Origin of the sequence: Allobosea eneae, from assembly GCF_042657265.1 — a bacterium.
Taxonomy (GTDB): domain Bacteria; phylum Pseudomonadota; class Alphaproteobacteria; order Rhizobiales; family Beijerinckiaceae; genus Allobosea; species Allobosea eneae.
Map to the genome: position 1 here is coordinate 12,689 of NZ_JBHSLW010000006.1, position 25,972 is coordinate 38,660.

General features: G+C 67.1%; 26 protein-coding genes. 13 read left to right on the plus strand and 13 right to left on the minus strand.

Features of this window, described 5'->3' with window-relative positions:
- Window positions 1–4 precede the first annotated feature (4 nt).
- Window positions 5–925, minus strand: coding sequence for a LysR family transcriptional regulator (locus tag ACFPOB_RS04015; protein WP_377796089.1), 921 nt, complete (start codon window positions 923–925; stop codon window positions 5–7).
- A gap of 91 nt (window positions 926–1,016) precedes the next feature.
- Here ACFPOB_RS04015 and ACFPOB_RS04020 point away from each other — a divergent pair, with 91 nt between their 5' ends.
- The 4 genes from ACFPOB_RS04020 to ACFPOB_RS04035 all read left to right on the plus strand — a co-directional run bounded on the left by ACFPOB_RS04020 (window position 1,017) and on the right by ACFPOB_RS04035 (window position 3,719).
- Window positions 1,017–1,811 (plus strand): NAD(P)H-dependent oxidoreductase, encoded by a 795-nt coding sequence (locus tag ACFPOB_RS04020; protein WP_377796091.1) that lies wholly within the window; start codon window positions 1,017–1,019, stop codon window positions 1,809–1,811.
- Between the two features lie 60 nt (window positions 1,812–1,871).
- Window positions 1,872–2,087: a hypothetical protein gene (locus ACFPOB_RS04025; protein WP_377796093.1), complete on the plus strand. Its 216-nt coding sequence runs from the start codon at window positions 1,872–1,874 to the stop codon at window positions 2,085–2,087.
- A gap of 327 nt (window positions 2,088–2,414) precedes the next feature.
- Window positions 2,415–3,044, plus strand: a complete 630-nt coding sequence (locus ACFPOB_RS04030) for a TetR/AcrR family transcriptional regulator (protein ID WP_377796094.1) — start codon at window positions 2,415–2,417, stop codon at window positions 3,042–3,044.
- 60 nt (window positions 3,045–3,104) lie between these two features.
- Window positions 3,105–3,719: a GNAT family N-acetyltransferase gene (locus ACFPOB_RS04035; RefSeq protein WP_377796096.1), complete on the plus strand. Its 615-nt coding sequence runs from the start codon at window positions 3,105–3,107 to the stop codon at window positions 3,717–3,719.
- A 1-nt stretch (window position 3,720) separates the two neighbouring features.
- On the opposite strand, the gene fliJ is transcribed toward ACFPOB_RS04035, so the two are convergent.
- The gene (gene fliJ, locus ACFPOB_RS04040; RefSeq protein ID WP_377796097.1) at window positions 3,721–4,125 is read right to left on the minus strand and encodes a flagellar export protein FliJ; all 405 of its coding nucleotides are present in this window, start codon (window positions 4,123–4,125) and stop codon (window positions 3,721–3,723) included.
- Between the two features lie 350 nt (window positions 4,126–4,475).
- Here fliJ and ACFPOB_RS04045 point away from each other — a divergent pair, with 350 nt between their 5' ends.
- Window positions 4,476–5,678, plus strand: a complete 1,203-nt coding sequence (locus ACFPOB_RS04045) for an MFS transporter (RefSeq protein ID WP_377796098.1) — start codon at window positions 4,476–4,478, stop codon at window positions 5,676–5,678.
- Between the two features lie 112 nt (window positions 5,679–5,790).
- Window positions 5,791–6,369, plus strand: a complete 579-nt coding sequence (locus tag ACFPOB_RS04050) for a TlpA disulfide reductase family protein (RefSeq protein ID WP_377796100.1) — start codon at window positions 5,791–5,793, stop codon at window positions 6,367–6,369.
- 6 nt (window positions 6,370–6,375) lie between these two features.
- Here the strand turns inward: ACFPOB_RS04050 and fliI are convergent, their stop codons facing one another.
- A complete protein-coding gene (gene fliI, locus ACFPOB_RS04055) occupies window positions 6,376–7,716 on the minus strand; it encodes a flagellar protein export ATPase FliI (RefSeq protein WP_377796102.1) in 1,341 nt (446 codons plus the stop codon).
- 343 nt (window positions 7,717–8,059) lie between these two features.
- On the opposite strand from fliI, the gene ctrA reads away from it, so the two are divergent.
- Entirely contained in the window at window positions 8,060–8,761 is a 702-nt protein-coding gene (gene ctrA, locus ACFPOB_RS04060; RefSeq protein WP_066470963.1) for a response regulator transcription factor CtrA, read from the plus strand.
- A 204-nt stretch (window positions 8,762–8,965) separates the two neighbouring features.
- Here the strand turns inward: ctrA and ACFPOB_RS04065 are convergent, their stop codons facing one another.
- The 6 genes from ACFPOB_RS04065 to chpT form a co-directional block, all read right to left on the minus strand.
- Window positions 8,966–9,862, minus strand: a complete 897-nt coding sequence (locus ACFPOB_RS04065; protein ID WP_377796105.1) for a CheR family methyltransferase — start codon at window positions 9,860–9,862, stop codon at window positions 8,966–8,968.
- On the minus strand, window positions 9,859–10,923 hold the full coding sequence (gene cheB / locus ACFPOB_RS04070) for a chemotaxis-specific protein-glutamate methyltransferase CheB (protein WP_377796106.1): 1,065 nt from the start codon (window positions 10,921–10,923) through the stop codon (window positions 9,859–9,861). The genes ACFPOB_RS04065 and cheB overlap by 4 nt, the downstream gene beginning before the upstream one ends.
- A gap of 100 nt (window positions 10,924–11,023) precedes the next feature.
- The gene (locus ACFPOB_RS04075) at window positions 11,024–11,389 is read right to left on the minus strand and encodes a response regulator (protein WP_057190702.1); all 366 of its coding nucleotides are present in this window, start codon (window positions 11,387–11,389) and stop codon (window positions 11,024–11,026) included.
- Window positions 11,390–11,412: 23 nt separating this feature from the next.
- On the minus strand, window positions 11,413–11,913 hold the full coding sequence (locus ACFPOB_RS04080) for a chemotaxis protein CheW (protein ID WP_092156078.1): 501 nt from the start codon (window positions 11,911–11,913) through the stop codon (window positions 11,413–11,415).
- The gene (locus ACFPOB_RS04085; RefSeq protein ID WP_377796108.1) at window positions 11,910–14,522 is read right to left on the minus strand and encodes a hybrid sensor histidine kinase/response regulator; all 2,613 of its coding nucleotides are present in this window, start codon (window positions 14,520–14,522) and stop codon (window positions 11,910–11,912) included. Before ACFPOB_RS04085 ends, ACFPOB_RS04080 begins: the two co-directional genes overlap by 4 nt.
- A 124-nt stretch (window positions 14,523–14,646) precedes the next feature.
- The gene (gene chpT / locus ACFPOB_RS04090; RefSeq protein WP_377796109.1) at window positions 14,647–15,285 is read right to left on the minus strand and encodes a histidine phosphotransferase ChpT; all 639 of its coding nucleotides are present in this window, start codon (window positions 15,283–15,285) and stop codon (window positions 14,647–14,649) included.
- 274 nt (window positions 15,286–15,559) lie between these two features.
- Between chpT and ACFPOB_RS04095 the strand changes: the two genes are divergently transcribed.
- Window positions 15,560–16,417, plus strand: coding sequence for a 3'(2'),5'-bisphosphate nucleotidase CysQ family protein (locus tag ACFPOB_RS04095; protein ID WP_377796111.1), 858 nt, complete (start codon window positions 15,560–15,562; stop codon window positions 16,415–16,417).
- A gap of 6 nt (window positions 16,418–16,423) precedes the next feature.
- Here ACFPOB_RS04095 and ACFPOB_RS04100 read toward each other — a convergent pair whose 3' ends face one another.
- Complete coding sequence (locus ACFPOB_RS04100) at window positions 16,424–17,071, minus strand: YHS domain-containing (seleno)protein (protein ID WP_377796113.1); 648 nt, start codon at window positions 17,069–17,071, stop codon at window positions 16,424–16,426.
- 55 nt (window positions 17,072–17,126) lie between these two features.
- On the opposite strand from ACFPOB_RS04100, the gene ACFPOB_RS04105 reads away from it, so the two are divergent.
- The 4 genes from ACFPOB_RS04105 (at window position 17,127) to ACFPOB_RS04120 (ending at window position 20,910) form a co-directional block, all read left to right on the plus strand.
- A complete protein-coding gene (locus ACFPOB_RS04105) occupies window positions 17,127–17,696 on the plus strand; it encodes a DUF1134 domain-containing protein (RefSeq protein WP_377796114.1) in 570 nt (189 codons plus the stop codon).
- A 354-nt stretch (window positions 17,697–18,050) separates the two neighbouring features.
- Window positions 18,051–19,031 carry a coiled-coil domain-containing protein gene (locus ACFPOB_RS04110; RefSeq protein ID WP_377796116.1) on the plus strand — a complete coding sequence of 327 codons (981 nt, stop codon included), beginning with the start codon at window positions 18,051–18,053 and terminating at the stop codon, window positions 19,029–19,031.
- Between the two features lie 89 nt (window positions 19,032–19,120).
- Entirely contained in the window at window positions 19,121–20,053 is a 933-nt protein-coding gene (locus ACFPOB_RS04115; protein WP_377796118.1) for a sugar kinase, read from the plus strand.
- Window positions 20,050–20,910, plus strand: a complete 861-nt coding sequence (locus ACFPOB_RS04120; RefSeq protein WP_377796119.1) for a TIGR01459 family HAD-type hydrolase — start codon at window positions 20,050–20,052, stop codon at window positions 20,908–20,910. The genes ACFPOB_RS04115 and ACFPOB_RS04120 overlap by 4 nt, the downstream gene beginning before the upstream one ends.
- Here ACFPOB_RS04120 and ACFPOB_RS04125 read toward each other — a convergent pair whose 3' ends face one another.
- Both ACFPOB_RS04125 and ribA read right to left on the minus strand, forming a co-directional pair.
- Window positions 20,911–23,274 (minus strand): glycosyltransferase family protein, encoded by a 2,364-nt coding sequence (locus ACFPOB_RS04125; RefSeq protein ID WP_377796121.1) that lies wholly within the window; start codon window positions 23,272–23,274, stop codon window positions 20,911–20,913.
- Window positions 23,275–23,305: 31 nt separating this feature from the next.
- The gene (gene ribA, locus ACFPOB_RS04130) at window positions 23,306–24,433 is read right to left on the minus strand and encodes a GTP cyclohydrolase II RibA (RefSeq protein WP_377796122.1); all 1,128 of its coding nucleotides are present in this window, start codon (window positions 24,431–24,433) and stop codon (window positions 23,306–23,308) included.
- Between the two features lie 260 nt (window positions 24,434–24,693).
- Here ribA and ACFPOB_RS04135 point away from each other — a divergent pair, with 260 nt between their 5' ends.
- A complete protein-coding gene (locus ACFPOB_RS04135; protein ID WP_377796124.1) occupies window positions 24,694–25,278 on the plus strand; it encodes a cytochrome b in 585 nt (194 codons plus the stop codon).
- Between the two features lie 3 nt (window positions 25,279–25,281).
- Here the strand turns inward: ACFPOB_RS04135 and ACFPOB_RS04140 are convergent, their stop codons facing one another.
- Window positions 25,282–25,803 carry an NUDIX domain-containing protein gene (locus tag ACFPOB_RS04140; protein WP_377796126.1) on the minus strand — a complete coding sequence of 174 codons (522 nt, stop codon included), beginning with the start codon at window positions 25,801–25,803 and terminating at the stop codon, window positions 25,282–25,284.
- Window positions 25,804–25,972: the final 169 nt, after the last annotated feature.

Below are 25,972 nucleotides of genomic sequence, written 5' to 3' on the forward strand. Positions count from 1 at the left end.
AACTTCAGTTCGCCGCCATGCCGGGGAGCGTGGCGATCTTGGCCGCCAGGAAGTCGATCAGCAGGCGGACACGGGCGACAGTCGCCCGCTCCGGCACGATCAGCATGCTGAGCGGCACGCTCGGCAGCGCGTAGCCGGTCATGATCGGCTCCAGCTGGCCGGAGGCGAGCAGGTCGTCGACCAGCCAGCGGTGGGTGGGGGCGATGCCACGGCCGGCAAGGAGCGCTTCGCGCACGGCCAGGCCATGATCGACCCGCAATCGCCCGTCGAAGGGGACGGTGTAGCTCTCGCCGGCCTTGCCCGTGAAGGCGAGCATGGCGCTGCCGGCGACATTCGTCATGCGGATGCCCTGATGCCCGGCAAGGTCGTCCGGCGAGGTCGGAGTGCCGTGGCGGGCCAGATAATGCGGTGCAGCGACGAACAACCGGTGCGATCGCCCGAGCGACCTCAGCTTCATGTTGCTGTCGGCGAGCGGGGCGAGGCGAATGGCGATGTCGACGCCCTCGCGAACGAGATCGATGCGCTCGTCGCTGAGACTGAGATCGACTTCGATCTGCGGGTGGCGGTCCTGGAAGGCGAAGATCAGCCGCGTGACGTGCAGGACGCCGAACGAGGCGGTGCAGGAGATGCGGACGGTGCCGGCTGGGGCATCGCGGCTGCTACGGGCCTCGTCGCTCGCCTGTTCGACCTGCCGCAGGATGGCGAGGCAGTTCCGATAGTAGCTGGCGCCTTCCTCGGTCAGTGCCACGCGGCGGGTAGTGCGGCTGAGCAGGGCGATGCCGAGCGCCTGCTCCAGCTCGCTGAGATGCCGCGTCACCGTGGATTGGCCGAGGCCGAGCTCGCGCGCCACCGCCGACAGGCTACCGCGCTCGGCGACGCGCACGAAGCTGCGCATCCGCTCGAGCGTGATATCCGATTTATCCACGAAACGGCATAATCATATTCATTGCGCCAGTATAGTGCAGAGCCAGCGCGGCATCTAGCTGGAAAGCCTCATCCCATCGGAGGCTACTGCCATGAAGGTCCTGCTTGTTTTCGCCCATCCCGAACGCCGCTCGCTCAACGGCGCGCTGCGCGATGTCGCGATCGCCGAACTGGAAGCCCAGGGCCACGAGGTCCAGGTCAGCGATCTCTATGCCGAGGGCTGGAAATCGGCAGTCGATCGCGCCGATTTTCCGCATTGGCCGGAAGGGGCGGAGCTGCGTGTCGGGGCGGCGTCGAAGAAAAGCTTCGAGACAGACACGCTTACTGGCGACGTCAAGGCCGAGATCGAGAAGTTGCTCTGGGCCGATGCGCTGATCCTGCAGTTCCCGCTGTGGTGGTACGCGATGCCGGCGATCCTGAAGGGCTGGGTCGACCGGGTCTTCGCCTATGGTTTCGCCTATGGCGTCGGCGAGCACAGCGACAAGCGCTGGGGCGATCGCTTCGGCGAGGGCACGCTCGCTGGCAGGCGGGCGATGCTGCTCGTCACCGTCGGCGGCTGGGAAGAACATTACTCGCCGCGCGGCATCAACGGGCCGATCGACGACCTGCTGTTCCCGATCAATCACGGCATCCTCTATTACCCCGGCTACGAGGTGCTGCCTCCGCACGTCGTCTACCAGGTCGACCGTTTCAAGGAGGCGGACTTCGAGCGGGCGGCAGAGAATGTCCGCGAGCGCATGCGGACCCTCGAGACGACGGCGCCGATCCGCTACCGCCGCCAGAATTTCGGTGACTACCTGATCCCGGCGATGACGCTGCGGCCCGAGCTGGGCGAAGGCGAGGCCCGCGGCTTTGCGCTGCATGTCGACACAGCGACGGCGCTCTAGCCACCTGCACTGGAACTCATATGGCATGGGGCCGTTCTCCTTGAACGAGAGGATCGTCCCATGCCGAACAAGCGCAGCGACCGCCTGACCGATACGCCCGCCACCTTCGTGACCGCACGACGGCCGGGGCAGTCCGGCGCGCATGAACAGCGACGGGCGGGGCCGAATCCGCGCTCGGCTCATCCGACGGGGCCGCATGCTCCTTACGAGCCTGCTGATCCCGAAGGGCTCGCCGCCAGCAAGCATCAGCGGAAAGAGACGCCCGGCGAGCGCTGAGAATTCGGCGCCGGCGGTTGTTCGATCAGCACAGCGCCGCCTGCGCAAGAAGTCTGATCTGCGTATCGACATCTTGCCTGGCGAGCAGCTTTTGGGCGATTTCAACTGTCCCAAGACTTAATTGGCATGCCGTTTCAAGTCATGCCGAACTATCGTTTGGTTTAAAAATTGTCCGATGACTATGGCTTTTCAGGTTGAACGGCAGGGTTGTCGCCTTGATCCTCCCCGCAAGGGAAAGTAGTGACGGCGATCATGCGCTTCCGGATGGGTGCATGATCGATTCGAAGGGGCGGGTCGTCGCGGATGCCGGGGACGGGCGGATCCAGGATGAGAGCGCGTAACGGAAAACGGCCGCGCGGGGCCGATGCGGTCGAGACAGTAAAGCCGAAGACGATGCGGGCCGCGATTCTCGATGCTGCGGCCGAGATCATCGTACGCCAGGGCTACGATGCCTGCACGATGCGAGCCGTGGCGGCCCTGGTCGATATGAAGGCGGGTAGCCTCTACTATCATTTCAAATCGAAGGACGAGATCGTCGAGGAGATCCTGAACCAGGGTATCGAGACGCTCTACACCCGGGTGGCGGAGACGATCCGCAGCCTGCCGCAGGAAGCGCCTTTCGCGGAACGCCTGTTGGCGGCGGTGCAGGTGCATATTTCGAGCCTGGTCGGCAAGGACCAGAAGTACATGCACGTCTACGAGCACCTGCCGCCGACCATCAAGCGGCGCAGCCGCAAGATGCGCGAGAAATACGCCCAGCTCTGGCATGGCCTGTTCGCCGATGGGGTCGCCAGCGGGGAGACGGCCGATGGGCACGATCTGAGCCTGCTGGTGCCGTATTTCCTCGGCGGGCTGAACCGCGTGCCCGAGTGGAGCCGTGCCAGCGGCGCCAGCAGCGAGCAGATCGCCGCGCTTGCCGTCGCAACCCTTCTCGACGGAATCGGCGCCAGGCAGTAGCAGGTAGGCGACACGGCCGTGCTATGGGGCCGCTGATGCCATCTGCCGACCCTGAAAGCCATGTCCGAGACTTTTCCCATCAGCCTGAACGGCACCACCGACCTGCCCGCCGGCAAGATCGCCGCGATCGTGACCTCGCTCGAAATGTTCAAGGCGCCGGCGCGGCGGGCCGACCCGCCTGGCGTCGAGGGCTTCTCGCTGGAGGCGATCGGGCGTGAGGACGTCCAGCGCTATCTCACCGTCTATCGCCTGCTCGGCGAGCGCTGGATGTGGTTCAGCCGGCTGGTGAAGCCGGTGGAGGAGCTGCAGGCGATCCTCGCAGATCCGCTGGTCGAGTTCTTCGCGGTTCGCTTCGGCGGGCGCGATGTCGGCCTGCTCGAACTCGATTTCCGGGTGGAAGGCGAGGGTGAGCTCGCCTTCTTCGGCCTCGACGAGAGCGTCGTCGGCAAGGGCGCCGGGCGCTGGCTGATGAACCGGGCGCTGGAGCGTGTTTGGTCGCGTCCGATCGGCCGCTTCTGGGTGCACACCTGCACGCTCGACCATCAGGCTGCGGTCGAGTTCTACCAGCGTTCGGGATTCACGGCGTTCAAGCGCGGGGTGGAAGTGGTCGACGACCCGCGCCTGCGCGGGGCGATGCCGCGCAGCGCCGTCCCGCATTGTCCGGTGATCGAATAGCTCAGGCGCGCGAGCGCAGGCCGATCGAGTCCATCATCGCCAGGTCGCGGGCGGCTTCGGCGGCGCGTTCGGTGGCGCGCTCGCGGTCGTCGAGGATCTCGACCTTCTTCATGTCCTCGAAGGCTTCCTGCAGCTCGGCCTTGGCCTCGTCGAGCTGGCCCTGCAGGTTGTCGGCGGACTGCCGCAGATTGTCACGACGACCGAGCGCCGCCTTGGCATAGGTCGGATAGGCGAAATGGGCCGGGTCGGAAATGCCGGCGCGCGTCTCTTCGTTCTGGATCTCGCGATCGAGATCTCCAGCCATCCGGTTGAATTCCGCGATCATCATCTCAATCTGGCTTACCCGGCGGCGCTTTTCGTCCACCTGGAAGCGTTTGAGACGCAAAAGGGTCTCTCGCGACTTCATCTCGTGCCGAACTCCTGATTACGCACGGAGCCCGTTCCGGTCTGCTTGCGTTGCAAGCCGACCGGTAGAAACGGTCTCCAATATCCACTCAGAGACGGATTCACCGATCAGGTTGGACCAACCCGATCGGACCCGTCTCTGGCGATGAGCCGACCCCTCGGCCCGCCGCCGCAACACTTCGCGAGACGAAAAGCACAATGGCGCAAGGAGGTTGATCGTTCCTTACCAGGATCGCTCGCTTTCGATGCATGCGCAGGGTGCGTCGCAGGCTCTGCCGGCTGGGCGCAGCACCCGTTATTCTCAGGCGAATCAGAACAAGGGGCGCACGGATCGGTGCGCCGGACACGTCCTTGCCCGCCTCGCGCCGTCTTCCCGAATATGGTCTGCTGCTCGCCGGACTCGCCCTGACGCGGATCATCGGCTGGGGCTCGATCTATTATTCGCCCTCGGTTCTGGCCGGCCATCTCGAACGCGAGATCGGCCTCACCCCGACGGTGGCCTTTGGCGGCATCACCATCCTCCTGGCGATCGGGGCGCTGATCTCACCGATGCTCGGGCGCCATCTCGACCGCCGCGGCACACGGCATGCGATGGCGCTGGGCGCGGTGATCTCAGGACTCGGCCTCGCCTTGCTGGCGCTGGCCCAGGGTCCCATCAGCTATCTCGCCACTTGGTTCATCATCGGCATCGGCCACGCGATGCAGCTCGCCAACACCGGCAATGTCACGGTGGCGCAATTGATGGGCGAGCGCACCCGCCGGGTGATCGGCTTGATGATGCTGGTAACCGGGCTCGCCTCCAGCGTGTTCTGGCCGCTGACCGCCTGGCTCAGCGCCGATTATGGCTGGCGCGCCTGTCTCTTCGTCTTCGCGGCGATCCAGCTTGTGATCGTGCTGCCGATCCATCTGGCGATCCCCGCCTATCGCGCCAAGCCGTTGGCTGATCCCGAGCCGTCTGCTGGGCCTACCGAGGAGCAGGGCAGGGTGCCCCCGGGCGAGCGCCGGGCGGTCTTCTGGCTGCTGGCGTTGAGCTTCTCGGCGAGTGGGCTCGTCTCCTGGGGACTGCCGCTGCACATCATCGGCCTGATGCAGGGTGCGGGCATCGCCGGGGCAAGCGCGGTCGCCATCGCGTCACTGAGCGGTCCGGCGACCCTGGTGGCGCGGGCGGTCGACACCGTGGCGGGCGAGCGCCTGCCGGTCGAGCGCGTGGCGCTGGCGGGGCTTGCGCTCGGGCCGATCTCCTGCCTGCTGATGGCCCTGGCGCCGGGTTCCAGCGCTTTCGCGATCAGCTTCGTCATACTGTTCAGCGCCGCGATGGGCGTGATCGCGGTCGCGCGGGCGACCCTGCCGCTGGCGCTGTTCGGCCGCAACGGTTTCGGCGCGATGCTCGGCCGCCTGACCGTGCCGCAGAACCTCACCTTCGCCGCGGCGCCGCTGCTCTTCGCCTTTCTGGTCGAGCGGCTGGGCGCATCCGGGACGCTGATGGTGTCGGCGGCGATCCAGAGCTTCGCTTTGCTCGCGATGATCATGCTGGTGCGGCGATTGCGCTGCTGATCTCGTCTCGGAAACGCCAAGGTCGGCAGCTCACTGACGCGATCGTGCGTAGGGATACGGATCGGGCCGACCTATCACGCCGCCGTCCCGACGAAAGCGAGCGGAAGACCTGATGCCAACCGATCCAATGACCCGCCGTCTCGCCTTGCAGGCTGCGCTCGGATTGCTCGCGGGATCGGCAGCGGCAGAGGCGGGGCTGCCGCAGTTCCGGACGGCGCGCTACCAGTTCATCGAGCTCGATCCGGTCGAGCCGATGATGCCGCTTTCCCTGCAGGGCCTCGACGGCAAGCCGGCCATCGCCCGGCCGGTGCCGGGCAAGGTCAACCTCGTCTACCTCTGGGCGACCTGGTGCCCGGTCTGCCGAATCACCCTGCCGCGCTTCGAGCGGCAGCTCGGGGATTTCCGGGCTCGTGACGTCGAGATCGTCTCGATCAGCACCGACGAGCGCGAGCTTGCGCATGTCCGGGACTATCTCAAGCGCCTCGGCGTCAAGCGACTGCCGGTCCTCTACGATCGTGCAGGAAAAGCCCTTGCAGCCGCCGGAGCGGGGCAACCGCTCTCGACGGCGGAAGGGCTGCCGGCGATCTATGTCACCGACCGGCGTGGCGGGGTGCGCGGCTACATGCTCGGCGAAGCGGACTGGGCTTCGCCGCAAGCCATGGCGCTGCTCGATCATGTCGCGCGGCTGTGAAGCCGCTCACATCCCCATGATTCGCGCGAGCCGGGCATAACCGTCGCCAAGAGCCGTGGCTTCGTCCTTGGCCTGTTTCAGGAAGGCTTCGAGCTCGGGGTTGAGCCGGATCGCCTCATCGATCTCCGGGGAAGCGCCCTGGCGATAGGCGCCGAGGCGAATCAGTTCCTCCATGTCGGCATAGGTCGCGAGCGAGGCGCGGGCCTTCTGCACGACGGGATAGTAAAGAGGGTCGCAGGAGCGCGGCATGGTACGCGACACCGATTTCAGGATGTTGACCGCGGGATAGCGGCCACGCTCGGCAATCGAGCGCTCCATCACGATATGGCCGTCGAGGATGCCGCGCACCGCATCGGCGACCGGCTCGTCGTGATCGCCCCCATCGACCAGAACGGTGAAGAGCCCGGTGATCGCGCCGTCGCCGGTGCCGGGGCCGGCGCGTTCGAGCAGGCGCGGCAGTTCGGCGAAGACGGTGGGGGTGTATCCTTTGGTCGTAGGCGGCTCGCCGGCGGCGAGGCCGATCTCGCGCATCGCCATGGCGAAGCGGGTGACCGAATCCATCAGGCACATGACCTGGAGGCCCTGGTCGCGGAAGAATTCGGCGAGGGTCAGCGTGGTCAGCGCCGCCTGCTTGCGCATCAGCGCCGGCTCGTCGGAGGTCGCGACCACGACGATCGAGCGGGCAAGGCCGTCCGGCCCGAGATCGTCCTGCAGGAATTCCTGGACCTCGCGGCCGCGCTCGCCGACCAGGCCGATAATGTTGACGTCGGCACGCGCATAGCGGGCCAGCATCGACAATAGCACCGATTTTCCGACGCCGGAGCCGGCAAAAATGCCCATCCGCTGGCCGAGGCAGCAGGTCAGGAAGGTGTTGAGGGCTCGCACGCCGAGATCGAGCGGCGGACCGACGCGCCGGCGGGCATGGGCTGGCGGCGGATCGTTGCGGAAGGGAATGGTGCGCTCGCCCTGCGGCAAAGGCGGGCCGCCATCGACCGGCCGGCCGAGCGCATCGACGACGCGACCGAGCCAGGCCATGGTCGGGCGCAGGCCGGCGACGGTGCGGTCGACATAGGCGGGGCAACCGCGGCGGACGCCGTCGAGGCCGCCGAACGGCATGACCAGCGCCTTTTCGCCGGAGAAGCCGATGACCTCGCAGGGGACGCGGACGCCGGGTGCGATCTCGATGCCGACCCGCCCGCCGAGGCTCATCGCGGCGATCGGGCCCGAGACCTCGACCAGCAGGCCGCGCACAGCGGTGACCCGGCCATAGACGGACGTCGCCTCGAGCTCACCGATCATGGTGGCGAGTGTGGATAACCGGTCCTGGCCGAGCCGTTCGCCGCTCATGGTCCCTGCCGTTTACCTTCCATTAAGCTGAGTGATTAACACTGCGTTTCGAAGCTGCGTCGGAGAGCCGGGCGATTTTCGTCTGTTTCGTCGATGCGGGCTTCCGCGAAAGGCGCTTTCGCGGCTGAAGCTCGAACGATCCGTGTCAAATTCGACTCACCTCGACAAGGATCGTCAACCTTTTGCCAAGAAGCGCTTGCGTGCGGGAATCAGGGTTTGTTAACCATTTCCCCGTAGCGTGTCGCGTAGCGTTTCATCAGGCAAGCGTTCGTCCCCCCACAGCCACGAGGGTTGTGGGCGGTTGAACGGGATCGCTGCCTCGGGGCGAAATTGGGGACGTGACATGCGGGTTCTGCTGATCGAGGACGATAGCGCGACCGCTCAAAGCATCGAGCTGATGCTGAAGTCCGAGAGCTTCAACGTCTACACGACCGATCTGGGCGAAGAGGGCGTCGATCTCGGCAAGCTCTACGACTACGACATCATCCTGCTCGACCTGAACCTGCCGGACATGTCGGGCTACGAGGTGCTGCGCTCCCTGCGCGTCGCCAAGGTCAAGACGCCGATCCTGATCCTCTCCGGCCTCGCCGGCATCGAGGACAAGGTGAAAGGCCTCGGCTTCGGCGCCGACGACTACCTGACCAAGCCGTTCCACAAGGACGAGCTCGTCGCCCGCATCCACGCCATCGTGCGCCGCTCGAAGGGCCATGCCCAGTCGGTGATCACGACCGGCGACCTCGTCGTCAACCTCGACACCAAGACCGTCGAGGTCGATGCCCAGCGCGTGCATCTGACCGGCAAGGAATATCAGATGCTGGAGCTGCTCTCGCTGCGCAAGGGTACGACGCTGACCAAGGAAATGTTCCTGAACCACCTCTATGGCGGCATGGACGAGCCCGAGCTGAAGATCATCGACGTCTTCATCTGCAAGCTGCGCAAGAAGCTCGCCAACGCTTCCGACGGCAAGAACTACATCGAGACGGTCTGGGGCCGCGGCTATGTGCTGCGCGAGCCCAGCGAGGCCGAGGAACGCATCCCGGCCTGATCCGCGTCATCACGGCGTCATCATCGACGCCTATCGGTTAGATCGCTTGATCGTCGGATGTACACGACAGGCGAACGGGGACCCCGCCGAGAGGCGGGGTTTTTGTTTGTGGCGACCAAGCTCGTCATTCCGGGGCTTCGCAACACGAGAAGCCCCGGAATGACGGGGTGGTTCTGAGCATACAAGACTCGAAAGTCGAAACGATCAGGTCCGCGCGGTCTTGAACGCGGAGGGGCTGCCGCCGGGTTCCGAGCTTGCTGGGAAGGGCGCGCGCCGCGCCTGTGCGTTCGACGAGGCGTCGCGATAGATGCCGCGGTGCTGCGGGTCCGGCACCAATGTCGTGGTAATGCCGATGACCGTCTCGGCCGCGCCGAGGATGAAGGCGCCGTTCCGCGCGAGCCGTTCGGCGAGGGCCGCCATGACCCGTGCCTTGGTGGGGACGTCGAAATAGATCAGGACGTTTCGGCAGAAGATGATATCGAATTGGCCGAGCTGCTGGCTCGGCTCGAGTAGATTGTGCGGCTTGAGCGTGACCATGCCGCGAATGCGCTCGGACAGGCGCCATTTGTCACCTTCCTGCCGGAAATGCTTGAGCAGGAGCTGGATCGGCAGGCCGCGCTGCACCTCGAACTGACTGTAGAGGCCCTGGCGCGCCCGGTCGAGAACCTCGATCGATATATCGGTACCGAGAATTTCGATGCTCCAGCCGGCGAGCCGATCGGCGGCCTCGTCGAGGAGCATGGCGATCGAATAGGCTTCCTGGCCGGTCGAGACAGCGGCGCACCAGATCCGCAGCGTCCGGCTTTGCGCGTTGGCCGCGAGCTTCTCGGGCAGGAGGATGTCGCGGAACAGGTCGAACGGCGTGCGGTCACGGAAGAACAGGGTTTCGTTGGTCGTCATCGCCTCGATGACGGCCGCTTCGAGCTCGGAAGCCGGGCCGAGGCGCAACTGGCTGACCAGAGCCGGTATCCCCGCGATGCCGCGCCGACGGCAGAGCATGCCGAGCCGGCTCTCGACCAGATAGCGCTTCTCCGTGCTGAGGAAGAGACCCGAGCGCCGCTGCAGAAGGATCCGCAGGAAATCGAAATCGAGCTCAGTCATGCGGGGCGGCTCCCGCCGACGAGCGTGCGGATGGCCGGGCCGATGCCGGCAAGCGGCAGCACCGCACTGGCCTGACCGGCGCGCACGACCGAGCCCGGCATGCCCCAGATCGTGCTCGACTGCTCGTCCTGGGCGATGACCGCTGCGCCGGCGCGACGCAGCGTGGTGGCGCCGTCGGTGCCGTCGGAACCCATGCCGGTCATGATCAGCCCGAGGGCGGCAGGGCCGAGATGGCGCGCGGCATCCGCGAAGAGGATATCGACCGCGGGCCGGCAGAAATGCACAGGAGGCTCGTCGCTGATGCTGGCCGCGATATGGCCGAGCTTGCGCTCGATGCCGAGATGGCGACCGCCAGGCGCGACATAGATCATGCCACGAGCGAGCCGCTCCCCGTCATGAGGCTCGCGTGCCGGCACGCCGAGCTGGGTAGCGATCTGATCGGCGAAGGAGGCGGTGAACAGCGGCGGCATATGCTGGACGATCAGCGTGGTCAGGTTGGCGAGGGCTTCGCCGAGATCGCCGAGGACGCGGGCGACGGCGCGCGGACCGCCGGTCGAGGCTCCGATCACGAGATAGCGCGGCATCACGGAGACCAGCGGCCGCAGGTCGGCGACGCCGCTGGGCAGCGGGGCGCTCTGAGCGCCGTCCGCGGCGAGGTCACCCTCGCGGAAACGGGATTGCGTAATGCTGCTGAGCTTGCCGAGCAGTTCGCTGCGGAAGTCGAGCGACAAGGTCAGCCCGCTGCGATTGTCGGGCTTCGGCAGGACGTCGACCGCCCCCTTGCTGATGCATTGCAGAGCCAGCTGGGCGTTGCGTTCGGTCAGCGTGGTGGTGAGCAGCACGGCTGTCCGGGGACTTTGCTTGATGATCCGCGGGAGCGCCTCGACGCCGTCGAGGATAGGCATGTCGAGATCGAGCACCATAATGTCGGGATGATGCCGCCCGGCATGCTCGATCGCGGATTCGCCATCGCCGGCGACGCCGACGACATGGAAGCGGCCGCTCTCGCCCAGCCAGCGCGCGAACAGTCCGCGCACCACCATGGAGTCGTCGGCGATCACCACCGTGCTCAGGCGCGCGTCTTGCCGGTTTGCGGAGGGCGGCGCGGGGATCATGGCGATTGCGCGGTCGGGGGACGGGGGTGCGACATGCAAGGCTGCGTCAGAGCAGCCCGACCTGGTGGAACTTCGACGCGACGATTTCCTTGTCGAACGGCTTCATGATGTACTCGTCGGCGCCGGCGTGCATGGCGCGGGCGATGTGCGCGATGTCGTTCTCGGTGGTGCAGAACACGACCTTGGGGCGCTTGCCGCCCGGCATCTGCCTGAGGTTCCGCAGGAAGTCGTAGCCATCCATGATCGGCATGTTCCAGTCGAGCAGGATCGCATCCGGCATCTCGCCCTTGCAGGCGTCGATGGCGCGTGCGCCATCCTCGGCCTCGGCGATACGGAATTGCAGCCCTTCCAGGATGCGGCGGGCGACCTTGCGGATGACCGCGGAGTCGTCGACGACGAGACAGTATTTCATGGCAGGCTCCAGGGCGCGGATCGTCAGGCGGCGATCGGCAGTTCGATGTTGAGGACGGCGTCGACGTCGATCACGACCAGGAGGCGGTCGTCGAGGCGGTGGACACCCTTGGCGATGGCAGCCCAGGCGCGATCGAGATGGATCGGCACCGGCTCGAAGGTCGTGCGGCTGAGGCGCATCACCTCGCCGACCGTGTCGACGATCAGGGCGAAGGCCTCGTCGGCCTGCTCCAGCCCGACCGCGGTGAGTTCGCGTTCTTCGCCTGCGGGCGGTATCGCGGGCGCGTCGGCATGGTGCATGCGGCGATGCATGCAGATCGCGGTGACAACGCGGCCGCGCAGATTGATCAGGCCGACGACCTCGCGTGGCGCCAGCGGCACCGGCGTGATGCGGGTGGCGATGAAGACGTCCTGCACGCGCGCGATCGGCAGGCCGAGCAATTGCCCGCCGACCGTGACGGTGACGTAGTCGAGCGAGTCCTCGAAGGTCAGGCCTGCGCCGTTCTGATCGTTCGGGGCGGTCATGCGGCTCGCCTCACTCTGGAACGGGTGTCCGCCAGTTCGGCGATCAGGGTGCGCCGGTCGAACTTGGCGACGACTTCGTCGAACTGCGCCTGGCTCGCGGCGATGTGCAGCTCGGGCGTCGGCAGGCTGGCGAGGCCGATGATACGCAGATCCGCATGGCGGTCTTCGCTGCGCAGCCGCGCGGCGAGGGCGAAAGCCGCGTCGGTATTGTGGTCGATGTCGACGACGACGGCGTTCAGCTGGTCATTTCCCGAGGCGAGCCCCGCCGCCATCGCTGGGTCTGCTGCGTGCGTGACCCGCAAGCCCGCGGCCTTGAGAACGGGCGCGAGCATCTCGCGCAGGAACTCCGACGGCTCGACCAAGAGGACACGCGGGCCGCCGCTCTCATTCTGGCGAAGGTGCAGCCAGTTCGGATTGGCCCGCGGCAGATAATAGGCGAGATCGAGAATCTCCGTCGCTCGGCCTCGGATGATCGCCGAACCCAGCACCCCCTGCTCGGGCATGGCGAGCATCTCGATGTCGAGCACCTCGTCGACGATGTCGACGATTGTGTCGACTGCCAGCGCCATGCTGAAATCACCTTCCGAGAAGATCACCAGAGGTTGCAGGCCAGCTTGGCGGAGCTGCGTGCCTTCGACCGGGAGCACCGGCATCAGCCGCCCGCGATAGTTGAGTAGCGAGCGGCCGCCGCCGTGCTCGAACAGGCCGGCCTCGATCTCCTCCAGCCGCGTGACTAAAGCGAGGGGGACCGCTTTCACTCCGTCCTTGCCGGCGCGGAAAACCAGCATCGTGGTGCGCTCGGCCGGAAGCGCCGCATCGACGGAGACGTCTGACGCGATGTCGTCCTGCGCCGTCACGCCGACCAGGCGCGCCACGCCGTTGGGGTCGAGGATCAGCACTACGGCGCCGTCGCCGAGGATCGTGTTGCCCGAGAAGAGCGGAATGTGGCGCAGCCGCGTCGACATCGGTTTGGCCACGATCTCCTCGGTGTGGAACACCGCCTCGACGAGGATGCCGAACTGGCGCTCGCCGACCTGCGTCACCACGATGAAGCCGTCATCGGTGATCGCCGCATCCGCCTTGCCGATCACGCCGGCGAGGGCGATGATCGGCAAGAGCCGCTCGCGCAGGCGCAGCACCGGCGTGTTGTTGATCCGCTCGATACGGTGTTCGCCGCCGGCCTTGACGCGCACGAGCTCGCGCACGACCACCTGCGGAATGGCGAAGCGCTGGCCGTCCGTCGCGACGATCAGGGCGGAGACGATCGCCAGCGTCAGCGGGATCTTGATCGTGATCGTGGTGCCCGTGCCGGCGATGCTGGCGATGTCGATCATGCCGCCGATGGCATCGACATTGACCTTGACCACATCCATGCCGACGCCGCGCCCGGAAATCGAGGTCACGGTGTCGGATGTCGAGAAGCCCGGATGGAAGATGAAGCGCAGCAGCTGCGTCTCGCTCATCCGGTCGGCTTCGGCCTCCGTCGCCAATCCCTGCTGGATCGCCTTGCGGCGAATGCGGGCGACGTCCATGCCCCGGCCGTCATCGGAAATCGCGATCGTGACCGAGCCGCCTTCGTGATAGGCAGAGACGCGGATCGTGCCGGTTTCCGGCTTGCCGAGCGCGACGCGCTCCTGCGGCTCCTCGATGGCATGGTCGGCGCAATTGCGCACCATGTGGATGAGCGGGTCCTTGACCAGGTCGAGCAGCTGGCGGTCGAGCTCTGTGTCGGCGCCTTCCATCACAAGCTCGATCTTCTTGCCGAGATCGGTGGAGAGGTCGCGGACGATGCGCGGCAGCTTCGACCAGGCGTTGCCGATCGGCTGCATGCGCGTCTTCATCACGCCGTCCTGCAGCTCGGCGGTGATGAGCGAGAGCCGCTGCAGCGGCGCCTTCAGCCCGGCGTCTTCCTGCCGGCGCGCGATCTCCAGCAGCTGGTTGCGGGTCAAAACCAGCTCCGAGACCATGGTCATCAGATGCTCGAGCGTGTCGACATTGACCCGCAAGGTTGCCGGGCCGGCCGCCTTCGCATCCCGGCCGGCCTCGCCATGGGCCATGCCGGGCTGGTCGAGCGGGCTCGGCGCGGCGCGGAAGACCGGGTCCATCTCGTCCGGGACAGAGCCTGTCCGTGGTGCTCCGCCGCCCTCGGCCGACCGGCTCTCGGCCGAGCGGGCGAGATAGGCGGCAACCGGATCGAGCAGGGATTGCGGCTGCCGGACAGCCAGCTCCCGCTTCGCCCGTTCTGCCAGGCCACGCAATTCGTCGATGAGCTGGCCGTCATGACCCGGCGGCTCCTGCCCCTTTTCCGCGAGCTCGGCCATGATCTCCTTGATCCGGTCGATCGTCTCGAGGATCGCGGTGACGGCGCTCGACGAGACGCTGGCGCCGTCGCGGAACTGGCCGATAACGGATTCCGCCGCATGGGTCAGGGCCTCCAGCCGCGGCAGGCCGATGAAGCCGCAGGTGCCTTTGACCGTGTGGACGAGCCTGAAGATATTGCGCAGGATGTCGCCGTTGTTCGGCTCCTGCTCGAAACGGACGAGCTCGCGATCGACCATGTCGAGATGCTCGCCGGTCTCTCCCAGAAACTCTTGCAGCAACTCGTCCATGCAAGGACCGCTCACTCACGCCACCGATACTGCTGCGGATATTGCGGTGGAAGGGTTTATGATCGGTTGAGAGGGAGCGGAAAGCGCAAGGAATCACGAGGCGTGAGCACAGCCCGCCGAAGTCTCAGGCCGGCTCGGCGCCGATGCTGACCGTGTCGCCCTCGATCGCGAAGGCGATCTTCATCCCGGCGGCGCGCGCGACCATTCCGGTATAGAGCGGCTGGACCGCATGGGCGTCGATGGCGCCGGTCTCGGAGCGGCCGGCGATCAGGTCCTCGACATGGGCGGGAATGCGCGCATGCGAGCCGGTGGCGGTGATGGCGAAGTTGCCCTGCTCGCCGGTGACGGTGCAGCGGCAGGTGATCTTGCCGCCACGCGGGATCGCCTGCGTCGCCAGCACGAGCAGGTTGAGCACCAGCTTGACCTGGTTCTTGGGCAAGAGGGCGCGCGGCGCCTCCCAATCGAGCGAGAGCTTCTCGTCGTTGAGGAAGCCGTTGGCGACGGAGCCGGCGTCGCCAAGATCGATCATCGCGCCGGCCGAACCGGCCGCGCCGAAGGCGAGCCGCGCGAATTGCAGCCGGGCCGAGGCGTTGCGGGCGCTCTTCTTGATCAGGTCGAGCGCGAAGTCCTTCATCGAGGGATCGTCTTCCTCGAGCACTTCGAGCGCGTTGACGATGGCGCCGACCGGGCTGATCACGTCATGGCAGACGCGGCTGCAGAGAAGCGCGGCCAGATCGAGCGGCTCGAGTGAGATGGCGGTCATGATCCGGTCCTGCGGTCAAGAGAATCAGGGCGATGTTGCACCCCATGTCGAAGCGCAGAATGCGCGAGGCTGGTTTGCAGCTGGTTAACCATAGCCCCGGCACTGTTTCGGTGCGCGTGCCCTGCCGGCATGCCTTGGCAAGATGGCTGCCAGAAGGCGAGCTCGCTTTTCCTTTGGCATTGCATGCACTAGCTAACGGTATGACATCGGCGCAGGCGCCGCCCGGATTAGGACGATGGAACGGCACACGGCGCCGGCGAGATTGGTTTGAAGGATGGCCATCGCTCACGATGATTCACGCCTGACCGACCGGGACGGGCTTGCGCGCGCGCTCGGCGAGGCGGCACGGCGCACAGCTGCGGTCCTGCTGGCGAAGCGGGCGGCGCGGGACGTCAAGCTCAAGGCGGACGGGTCGCCGGTCTGCTCCGCCGATCTTGCCGCGGATTTCGCCGCCAAACAGGCACTGGCCGAGCTGCTTCCGGGCTTCCCGGTGATCAGCGAGGAGAGTGTCGGCGAGATCGCACCGGCCGAGGTCTTCATCCTGCTCGACCCGCTCGACGGCACGCGCGAGTTTCTCGCCTCCGGCGACAGCTACTGCGTCGCCATCGCCGTGATCTGGAACGGGCGCCCGCTCGCAGGCGCGATCGCCGCGCCCGCTCTCGGGCGGCTCTGGTTCGGCGGGGCGCGCTGCTTTGCCCAGACGCTGGACGATGAAGCGAAGCCGCTCGGCGCGCCGCGGCAGGTCCATGTCCGGTGCGAGCCGGAGGACGGCCCGCTGATGTTGGTGAGCCGCTTCCACGGCGACACGGTCAGCGCCGGCGTCGCGGCCGCAATCGCGAAGGGCGATGGCGCGCCAGTGTCGTCGGCGGTGAAGTTCGGGCTGATCGCATCGGGCGAGGCCGATCTGCATGTGCGCGGCGGCCCGACCATGGAATGGGACATCGCAGCGGGCGATGTGATCCTCGCCGCTGCCGGAGGCGTGGTGCTGACCCTCGACGGCGAAAAGCCGACCTACGGCAAGGCCGAGCGCGATTTCTGCAATCCGCCTTTCGTGGCGGCGAGCTGCGAGCGCCTGGCCAGGCTCGCGATCGAGAAGGCTAAGGCTTGCCAAGCCGAAACCTGCCGGGCCTGAGCGGCGTCAGCGCGCGATCAAGGTCGCGACGGCCGGCCAGCGTTCCTGGGCCTTTGCGCGCAGGGCTGCCTCGGAGAGGAAGCGCCGGCGGTTCTCGTCGCTGCGAAAGAAATAGAGCTGCGCGCCGATGACGGCGAAGCGATGCGGATCGGCGTCGATGGCGCGCCCGTCCGCCACGCCGCTGGCGTCGAAGCCGCCGAAGCGCGGGGTGTAGACCTGTGGTGCCTCGCGGAAGGCGTCACGGTTGGCAGCGCTAGCGAAGCGCCAGACCGCGCCCGCATGAATCAGCTCGTATTCGGGCAGCCCCGGCACCGCGGCGTCGTTCAGGAAATACGCGACGGGATCGAAACCGGAGAGCGCCAAACCGGTGCGGTTGTCCCGTTGCATGGCCTCGCCGAGATTGGGCAGCTCCGGCAGGCCGGGAGGGAGGGTGGATGCCCGGCCCGGCCCGGCGGCGAGGCACAGCGCGCAAGCCGTTACGATGCCGGCGAGAACGGTTCCAGCATGCCTTGCTGCGGCCTTCATCGCCGACCAATCCTTGATTTCAGTCGTGTCACGGCACGTTCTGCGCCGCAGTTCACCGCTTGGATACACATGCAGCGTATCCAGGAGGTTACCGCGGCCGCATGAATTGATGCGGTATGCCGTCGACACAGCCCTGGCAGGAGGCCGAATGCCCAATGCCCGGCCTTTGCCTGGAGACGATGTCATGAACCAGACCCGCCGCACCTTTTTCACCGGCGCCTTGCTGCTCGGCGCCGCGCTTGCGACCGGCTCCGCCGCCGCCCAGAACGATCGGTCCTTCTCCCAGAACGAGCTGGTCACCTCCGGCCACCAGTTCTTCGGCAATGTCTCGCGCGGCTTCGCGCTGACGGTCGAGGAGGCCGTGCGCCGCTGGGGCGAGCCCAACGGCTATGTGCTCGGCCAGGAGGCTTCCGGCGCCTTTGTCGGCGGCCTGCGCTATGGCGAGGGCACGTTGTTCACCCGCAATGCCGGCGACCGAAAGGTGTTCTGGCAGGGCCCGTCGGTCGGCTTCGATTTCGGCGGCGACGGGGCTCGCACGATGATGCTGGTCTACAATCTGCCGAGCGTTCGCGCGCTCTACCAGCGCTTCGCCGGCGTCGATGGCTCGGTCTATTTCGTCGGCGGCTTCGGTTTCACTGCGCTGACGGCAGAAGGCGTCATGGTGGTGCCGATCCGCACCGGCGTCGGCTGGCGGCTCGGCGTCAACCTCGGCTACCTTAAGTTCACGCCGGAGGCGACCTGGAACCCGTTCTGACCTGACAATCGTCGGCTGCTGGTCTTATTTAACGAGGCATGGCAGCCTGAGGCCCAGGCTGATCGCAGAAACCGGAGCCGCCCTGCCTTGATCGAAGCCGTCATGCTCATTGCGCTCGGCTTCCTGTGCGCCAGCCTGCTCGCCCTTGCGGCATTGCCGGCGCTGAGCCGCAGAGCCGATCGGTTGGCGCGGCGGCGGGCCGAGGCCGCATTCCCATTGTCGCTCGCCGAGATCGCCGCGGATCGCGATCATCTGCGCGCGGAACTCGCGATCCGCGAACGGAGCCTGGAGCAGAAGGCCGAGAGCGGCTTTGCCGCCAAGGCCGGTGCGATGAGCGAGATCGGCCGGCGCGACATGACGATCGGCCGGCTGGAAACCGATTTGATGGAGCGCAAACAGCGGATCGGGGCGCTCGAGACGGAGCTGGCGGAGAGGACCCAGGAACTGGCGCAGACGCGCGAGTCCCTGGCCAAGGAAAGCGCCGGGCATCAGACGACGCAGGCAACCTTGTCGAGCCGTGTGAGCGACCTCGCGGCCGTGGAGGCGCAACTCGCCGAGATCCGCCAGGCGCTCAGTGGCACCTCGGCCGATCTCGCCGCCCGCAGCCACGAGCTCGCGGAACTCAGGGCTTTGCACGACAAGACAGCGGCGACGCTCGCCGAGCGTGAGCAGGCTCTGTCTGCGCTGAACAACGAGCACGACCGCCTGCGCCTCGCCCTGGTCGAGGCCGGCACGCTCAGGCTCACGCTGGCCGGCGAGCGCGACGATTTCTCGGCCCGGCTCAGCACGGCGGAGACGGCGCTGGTCGAGGCACGCACGAGCCTTGCCGCCATGAAGCTGGACCGCGACAGCGAGCGCTTGCGGGCGGATGCGCTCACAAGCCGAGCGAACGAAACCGAAGCCGCGCTGCGCGCGGCCGACGCGAACGCGATCAAGCTCGGAGCGGAGATCGCAAGGCAGGAGGCGGTCATGACCCAGGCATCCGCCGAGCATGCGCAGACGCTGGCCAGGATCAAGGCGCTGGAAGACAAGATCGCGAGCGCCGCTGCGACCGAGGCCCGCCTAAAGCAGCAACTGGCGAGCGAGGCGGAGGCTCACCGCGCGGCCTTGCGCGAGCGAGACGAGATGGTCGAGGCGCTGCATGCGGAGATCGGCACCCTCCAGGGCGCTCGCGACCAGGCACGGGCCGACCGGGCTGACTTCAAACGCGAGCTTGCAGCGCTGCGCAAGCAGAACGGCGGCAAGGCGGCCGGCGAGGCGGCCTTGCGGCAGGAAATCGTCCGGCTGGCCGACGCGCTGCTCGTCGCATCGGACAGTCGCGAGGCGGCGGAATAGGCGTCTGCCAGCCAAAGGCTTTCCACCTCTGCCGAACATGCTCTAGGGAAGAAGCGGTCGCGGCAGCGGCCGGCGCTTCGGTTGGGATGATGACGGATATCGTTTGTATCGGCGAACCTCTCGGGGAGTTCAACGCGACGCGGGGCGAGGCCGGCGCCTATCGCTTCGGCCTCGGCGGGGACACCTCCAATTGCGCGGTCGCGGCAGCGCGGCAGGGTGCCAAGGTCGCCTATGTCGGCGCGCTCGGCGATGACGAGCCCGGCCGCACCTTCCGGACGGTGTGGGCGCAAGAGGGCGTCGACGACAGCCATGTCTCCACCCATCCATCGGCGCCGACCGGGCTTTATTTCGTCTCCCACGGTCCGCAAGGCCATGTCTTCTCCTATCTGCGCGCCGGCTCGGCCGCGAGCCTCTACGGCCCCGCGCAATTACCGAAGGACCTGATCGCCTCGGCCAAGGTGATCCAGGCCTCCGGCATCAGCCAGGCGATCTCGGCGAGCGCTTGCGATGCGGTGTTCGAGGCCTTCGCGACGGCGCGCGCGAACGGCGTGCTCACCGCTTACGACACCAATCTTCGGCTCAAGCTCTGGCCGTTGACGCGGGCGCGGGCGATCGTCCATGCCGCCTGCGAAATGGCCGACATCGTCCTGCCGGGCGATGGCGATGCCAAGCTGCTGACTGGGCTGGAGCAGCCCGACGCCATCGTCGACTTCTACCTGAAGCTCGGCGCCAAGGTCGTGGCGCTGACGCTCGGCCATGAGGGCTCACTGGTGGCGACGCCTTCGAAGCGCCAACGCTTCGTGCCGATCAAGGTCGATGCGATCGACGCGACCGGAGCGGGCGACTGCTATGACGGCGCGTTCCTGGCCGAGTATATCCGCACCGGTGACGCCTTCGCTGCCGGCGCCTATGCCAATGTCGCGGCGGCCTTGTCGACGCAGGGCTATGGCGCGGTGGCGCCGTTGCCGCGCCGGGTCGATGTCGAGGCGCGGATCGCACAAGAGGCGGCCGGGCGGGCATGAGCGTTCCTGTTCTGACGGAAGCGGGTGCGCTGCTCGCCCGCTATGACGTGCTGATCAGCGATGTCTGGGGGGTCGTCCATGACGGCATGCTGGCGCTGGGTCCGGCCTGCGCGGCGCTGATGCGCTATCGCGAGGGCGGCGGCACGGTGGTGCTACTCTCGAACGCGCCGGGTCCTTCCGAGCAGATCGCTGGCGTGCTCGACGAAAAGCGCGTGCCGCGCGCCGCCTGGGACCGGTTGGTGACCTCGGGCGACGTCACGCGCGCGCTGATCGCCGAGACGCATCTGCGCAAGGCCTATCATATCGGCTGGCATGAGGACCGGGCGGTCTTCACAGGCTTCGACATCGAGCTCGTCGGCGAGGACGAGGCGCAGTTCGTCGTTGCGACCGAGCTCAACGATTATCGCCGCGAGCAGCCGGAGCAGTACCGGCCGCTCTTGTCGCGCTTTGCGGCGCGCGGTCTGCCGTTCATCTGCGGCAATCCCGATCTCGTCGTTCATGTCGGCCATGACCTTCTGCCTTGCGCAGGGGCGCTGGCGACGATCTATGAGGAGCTCGGCGGGCAGGTCGCCTGGGCCGGCAAGCCGCACCGCCCGGCCTATGATCTCGCGCTCGCTGCAGCGCGCGAGGCGCGGGCAGGGCGCGAGGTCGATCCGGCCCGCGTACTGGTCATCGGCGATGCCGTGCGCACCGATCTCGCCGGCGCGAAGATGATGGGCTTCGACAGCTTGTTCATCGCCGGCGGCATCCACCGCGACGAGACGATCCGCGACGGGGCCGTGGTTCCCGACGGGCTGGCGCGGGTGCTGGCGGCCCACCGGCCTTTGCCGGTCGCAGCGATGGCCGCGCTCTGCTGATCACACCGGCGGCGGGTTGCGCTTCCTGATCCGCTCGCCGATCGCGTGATAGAGGCCGTCGAGTGGGCGGAAGACGAAGCGCACCGTCGAGCGGCCGGGCGGCACCTGCACCGCCCGGAAGATCGCGTTGGCACGGAGCAGCTGCGCCGGCTTGCCGTCGATCTCGACCTGCCACCAGGGCTGCCAGACATCGTTCAGCACGACGAAGCCGCCGCGCGGCGCCTCGACATCGAGCAGCACCTCAGTCGTGCCGTAATTGCGGATGCGCACGCTGCCGGCCTGCGCCGGGCCGGTCGGCAGGGGAGGCGGCGCCTTGTCCAGGAGGACGGTGCGGCGCGGGTCGAAGCCGACAGGCCATTGCCCGCTCTTCAGGATGGCGGCGAAATCAGCCTGCTGTGCTTCGGTGACGAGCAATACGCGTGGCAGGGCGCGAGGGTTCTCGTAGACATAGGCGTCCTTGGTCCGGGCGATCTGGACGAGATCACCCGGCTTCAGCCGCTTGTCGATCTGCTCGACCGGGACGCCGGTCGCGATGAAGCGCAAGCCGAGCATGTCGGCGAGCAGGGAGCGATAGGACGGCATCAGCGGCGAGAACGTCCGCTGGTCGGGCAAGGCGACATGGTCGCCGGCGCCGGTCGCCTGGCTGTAGAGGCCGAGCCGGAGCGGGTTGTAGCCTAGCGTGTTGTCGAGCCCGTGGACGATGCTGGCATTGGGCCAGTGGAAGTCGATGCCGGCGAGCTCGATGCGGTCGCGCCGATCGGGGCCGGCGGTGCGGGCGGTCTCGCGCTTCAACAGCGCGATGGTCTCGTTGCCGCTGTCGGCGCGCAGCACCTCGTACATCTCTGCCGGCAGGGCGGTCGACTCGCTCGGGCCGTTGTTGACGCCGAGATCGACCACCATGGCGCTGGCGAGGACGATCGTGGCGGCCATGCCGGCGCCCTGCAGAGCGAGCCCACGCGCTGCGACCAGCGCGCCCGCGACCAGCATCAGGCAGAGCAAGGCGGTGACCAGCGGCACGAAGGCGACATGCAGCCGCCCGACTGTCCAGGCCAGCCAGATCGCTGTGCCAAAAGCCGCCAGCAGCAAGAGGATTTCGAGCCCGATCTGCCAGCGACGCGGACGCGGCGCGGTATCGGTCAGGACGAGATGGACGAGGTAGCCGCCGAGGATCGAGAGCAGTGCGCCCAGAATGAAGAGCGCATCGGCCGGGCGGCGATAGAAGTCGATGCCGGGCAAATGAAACAGCAGGGCAAAGCCGGGCGTATAGCGCCCGAGCGCATAGACCAGCACGAGCAGCGCGGCGGCGCTGAGGGCCACGATCTCGCGCCGCAGCAGGGCGCCGCGGACGATGCCGACGCCGACGACGAGCAGTAGCGGCAGCAGGCCGAGATAGAGCTCGCCCATATTGCGGGCGAGATAGAGATCGAGCGGGCCGAAGCGCTGCTCCCAGGCCGGGCTGGGCGGGCCCCAGAAATTCTCCAGCGGTCCCGATGCGCCATAGAGATTGGCGATCAGCCCGGTCAGCAGCGAGCCCGGGTGCAACGAGCCCTTGCCGGCGCCAGCGAGATCGATGATGGGCCGGTTCGATTCCTCCGCGAGGGCAGCGGTGAGCAGGATCGGTACTGTCGCGACCAGCGTGGCGCCGACGACGCCGAGCAGCAGCGGCATCAGGCTGGCGCGCAGCGCGGCCAGCGGCCGGTCGACCATGGCGATGGCGGCGAGCACCAGCCCGGCGAGGACATAGACGCCGAGCAGCGCGACCTGGTCGCGCCCCAGCACCATGAAGCCGGCGACCAGGCCGGCGGCGAAGCCATAGCGCCAGGAGCTGCGTTCGAGTGCGCGCGAGAGCAGCAGCAGCGTGACCGCGAAATAGGCCAGGCTCAACACCTGTCCGACATGCTGGATACGCCAGGCGGCGGCTGCGCCGAAGGCGAATGAGAGGGCGCAGACCACCGCTCCGGCCGGGTGCCAGCCGCGATCGCGGAAGAGCAGGACGAGGCAGAGCGCGCCAACGAGCAGCGAACCGAGCAGGGCGCCGTCGCTCCAGCGGAAATCCGGGGTCGGGTTGAGCAGGGCGATCAGGAAGAACGGCGGCGAGAAGATCAGCGATTGCGGATCTGCGACCTGCGGCGACCCCGCGAAGACGAAGGGCGTCCAGAACGGCGAGAGCCCCTTGTGCGGGGCGCTGGCGAGAAACTGCAGCTGCGGGTGGAAATGCGCCTTGGCGTCCCAGGGAACGGTGACGGCGCCGGAGAGCCAAGGCCAGGAGAGGGCGAGCCAGCCGGCGCTGACGAGCAGCATCACCCTTGCGGTCGGCCAGGGTGCGGATGGCGGGTCGATGTTTTGATGGTCCCGGTCGGGCATGGCGGCTTCCTGCCCCATGCCCGGCGCGGGATCAATCCTTCGGCGCGGCGCGCGCCATCAGCGCGTCCATATCGATGAAATGGCCGGCGCGATCACGCTTGGAGGCGAGATAGCGGACATTGTGGACGTTCGGGCGGCCGAGCACACGCTGGGTCGCGGCGACCTCCAGGCCGGCGGCCTTGATCGCCCCGACCTTGAGCGGGTTGTTGGTCAGCGCCGTGACGCTGGAGACGCCGAGCTGCTTCAGCATCGCGGCTGCGAAGTCGAAATGGCGCTGGTCGAGATCGAAGCCGAGCACCTCGTCGGCGTCGTAGGTGTCCCAGCCCTGGCTCTGCAGCTTGTAGGCGCGCATCTTGTTGGAGATGCCGTTGCCGCGGCCTTCCTGGTCGAGATAGAGCAGGATGCCGCCCTCGTTCTCGGCCATCCACTGCACGGTCTCGCGCAGCTGGTCGCCGCAATCGCATTTCAGCGAGCCGAAGAGGTCGCCGGTCAGGCATGCCGAATGCAGACGCACCGGCACGGCAGTCGAGAGATCCGGCTTGCCGACGATGATCGCGACCTGGTCGCGCAGGCCCTCGCCGCCGCGGAAGACGACGAATTCGGTGTCGGGCGCGCCTTCCAGCGGCACCGGCGCCCGCCCGACGATCGCCAAGCGCGCGACCTGCGCGGCGCGATAGCCGTTGACGGCGTCGATCGAGACCTCGATCAGCGGCTCGCCGGCGACCTGCGCGGCCTGGACCGGGACGAGGATCACGGCCGGCAGCACCAGCGACAGGCGCGCCAGTTCGAGCGCGGCGTTGTCGAGCGCGCCAGCCGGGCCGACAGGGGCATCGACACGGGCGTCGAGCTTCAGGGCCAGAGTCTCGACGCGGGCGAGATCGATCGTCGGCATGGCGAGGATGCCGGTCTCCGCGCGCCCCTTGGCGCCGAGACGGCGCAAGCGCGCCGAACTCAGCACGAGACGAGTATTGCCGGCGGATAGGGACTCGAGGCGGACGGCAAGATCGGCTTCCGCAAGCTCGGCCGACAGAGCCAGAGCCAGCTCCGAGCCGTGGCGCAGCAGCACCGGGCGGGCGGCGCGGAACTCGGCGAGAGCGCGGTCGACAGCGACCAAATCGGTCTCGCCCGGCCGGCCGAAAAGCGTACGCGACTGAGGCATCGGAGGGTCCGTCAGATTGCGCCCGAGGGCGCGGAGGAATTCGAGGTTAATACGCGCGTCTCACCAGGGTGGATCATTCGATGCGACGCGGCCTTCCTACAACGTGTCCGTTCCTGCGTAGTTCCCAAGAAAGTGCTTGCGATCGGGCTGATCGGCAGCCGATTGCAGACTGGCCTATAAGAGCGCGAGATTGAACACCAGATGAATAGTCTTGGCAGCGTGCCCAGACCGGATATGGCGAGCAGGAGCCCTGAACGGAAATGACGCAGGGACATGACGAGGTGACGACTGGCGCGGGGCAAGCGCCGGTCTACAGTCCGATGGCGCGGCGGTTTCACTGGATCACCGTCGCGGCAGTGTTTGTGATGGTGCCGCTCGGGTTCGCGATGAGCTACCGCGGCAACACGCTGAATATCTGGGACGGGGTGACCGACGCGCTCTATTCCTCCCACAAACTCATCGGCTTCCTCCTGCTCTGGCTCACCGCCGGCCGATTGATCTACCGGCTGGTGCACGGCGCGCCGCCCGACGAGCCGACGCTGGAATGGTGGCAGAAGGCCGGCTCGCATCTCCTGCACTGGGCACTCTACGGCCTGCTGCTGATCGTGCCGCTGCTCGGCTGGATCGGCGTCTCGCTGTTCCCGTCGCTGATGGTGTTCAACCTGTTCGGCCTGCCGCCGCTGGCCTCACCCGATGAGGTGGCGGCCAAGCGCGTGCTCGCCATTCATGGCTGGCTCGCCATCCTGCTGGCGCTCTTGGTCTGTGCGCATATCGGCGCTGCGCTCTTCCACCATGTCATCCGCAAGGACGGCGTGCTGCGCCGGATGCTGCCGAGCGTGAAGTAGGGCTCACCACTCAGCGGACGGCGCGGTTCCGTCGATGATCTCCTCCAGTCGGCGCCGCGTGCCGGGCGTCGTCTTCTCCGGTAGTGCTGCGAGCGGGAAGAAGCCTGCCTCGGCGATCTCGCGATCCGGCTGCTTCGGCGCGCTTTGCCTGAAATCACGCACGATGAAGACCGCGACATGGTCGCGCACGGAGACATGGCGGTTGAGGAAGACGCCGTGCAGCGCGGCTGGACCAGTCAGTGCGATATTGGCCTCCTCGCTCAGTTCCTTGCCGAGCGCATCGCGAAGTGTCTCGTTCGGCTCGACGCCGCCGCCGGGCAGGTGCCAGCCGGGCGTGTAGGTGTGGCGCACCAGCAGGACCTCGCCGTCCTCGTTCAGCACGGCGGCGCGCACGCCGAGCGTCGCGCCGCGGCGCAGGCGGAAATAAAGATGCAGGGCGCGTCCCGCCAGCCGGCGAAGCCCGGGCGGCACCCGTTCGATCCCCGATGCGCCGATGCGCGAGCCCGATCCGTCTTCGTTGCTCACGATTTGGGCAAATCCTGATGCCGGGTTAATTGCTTATGCGTCATGCGCATAACAGAACTCTGTTTTCCCTCTCGATATAACACAAACGCGCCTTAAATAGGGGTCACAAGCTCACGCCGTTACCGCTGGGGAATTTATCATGCTTCTCGCCTTCATCACCGCCCGTCTG

Coding starts and splice junctions, on each gene's coding strand:
- ACFPOB_RS04035 (WP_377796096.1), top strand. CDS start 3,105: ATGTCCGAGACTTTTCCCATCAGCCTGAACGGCACCACCGACCTGCCC.
- ACFPOB_RS04025 (WP_377796093.1), top strand. CDS start 1,872: ATGCCGAACAAGCGCAGCGACCGCCTGACCGATACGCCCGCCACCTTC.
- ACFPOB_RS04080 (WP_092156078.1), bottom strand. CDS start 11,913: ATGACCGCCCCGAACGATCAGAACGGCGCAGGCCTGACCTTCGAGGAC.
- ACFPOB_RS04085 (WP_377796108.1), bottom strand. CDS start 14,522: ATGGACGAGTTGCTGCAAGAGTTTCTGGGAGAGACCGGCGAGCATCTC.
- ribA (WP_377796122.1), bottom strand. CDS start 24,433: ATGCCTCAGTCGCGTACGCTTTTCGGCCGGCCGGGCGAGACCGATTTG.
- ACFPOB_RS04065 (WP_377796105.1), bottom strand. CDS start 9,862: ATGACTGAGCTCGATTTCGATTTCCTGCGGATCCTTCTGCAGCGGCGC.
- fliI (WP_377796102.1), bottom strand. CDS start 7,716: ATGAGCGGCGAACGGCTCGGCCAGGACCGGTTATCCACACTCGCCACC.
- ACFPOB_RS04030 (WP_377796094.1), top strand. CDS start 2,415: ATGAGAGCGCGTAACGGAAAACGGCCGCGCGGGGCCGATGCGGTCGAG.
- ACFPOB_RS04115 (WP_377796118.1), top strand. CDS start 19,121: ATGACGGATATCGTTTGTATCGGCGAACCTCTCGGGGAGTTCAACGCG.
- ACFPOB_RS04075 (WP_057190702.1), bottom strand. CDS start 11,389: ATGAAATACTGTCTCGTCGTCGACGACTCCGCGGTCATCCGCAAGGTC.
- ACFPOB_RS04105 (WP_377796114.1), top strand. CDS start 17,127: ATGAACCAGACCCGCCGCACCTTTTTCACCGGCGCCTTGCTGCTCGGC.
- chpT (WP_377796109.1), bottom strand. CDS start 15,285: ATGACCGCCATCTCACTCGAGCCGCTCGATCTGGCCGCGCTTCTCTGC.
- fliJ (WP_377796097.1), bottom strand. CDS start 4,125: ATGAAGTCGCGAGAGACCCTTTTGCGTCTCAAACGCTTCCAGGTGGAC.
- ACFPOB_RS04050 (WP_377796100.1), top strand. CDS start 5,791: ATGCCAACCGATCCAATGACCCGCCGTCTCGCCTTGCAGGCTGCGCTC.
- ctrA (WP_066470963.1), top strand. CDS start 8,060: ATGCGGGTTCTGCTGATCGAGGACGATAGCGCGACCGCTCAAAGCATC.
- ACFPOB_RS04110 (WP_377796116.1), top strand. CDS start 18,051: ATGACGATCGGCCGGCTGGAAACCGATTTGATGGAGCGCAAACAGCGG.
- ACFPOB_RS04125 (WP_377796121.1), bottom strand. CDS start 23,274: ATGCCCGACCGGGACCATCAAAACATCGACCCGCCATCCGCACCCTGG.
- ACFPOB_RS04020 (WP_377796091.1), top strand. CDS start 1,017: ATGAAGGTCCTGCTTGTTTTCGCCCATCCCGAACGCCGCTCGCTCAAC.
- ACFPOB_RS04120 (WP_377796119.1), top strand. CDS start 20,050: ATGAGCGTTCCTGTTCTGACGGAAGCGGGTGCGCTGCTCGCCCGCTAT.
- ACFPOB_RS04095 (WP_377796111.1), top strand. CDS start 15,560: ATGGCCATCGCTCACGATGATTCACGCCTGACCGACCGGGACGGGCTT.
- ACFPOB_RS04135 (WP_377796124.1), top strand. CDS start 24,694: ATGACGCAGGGACATGACGAGGTGACGACTGGCGCGGGGCAAGCGCCG.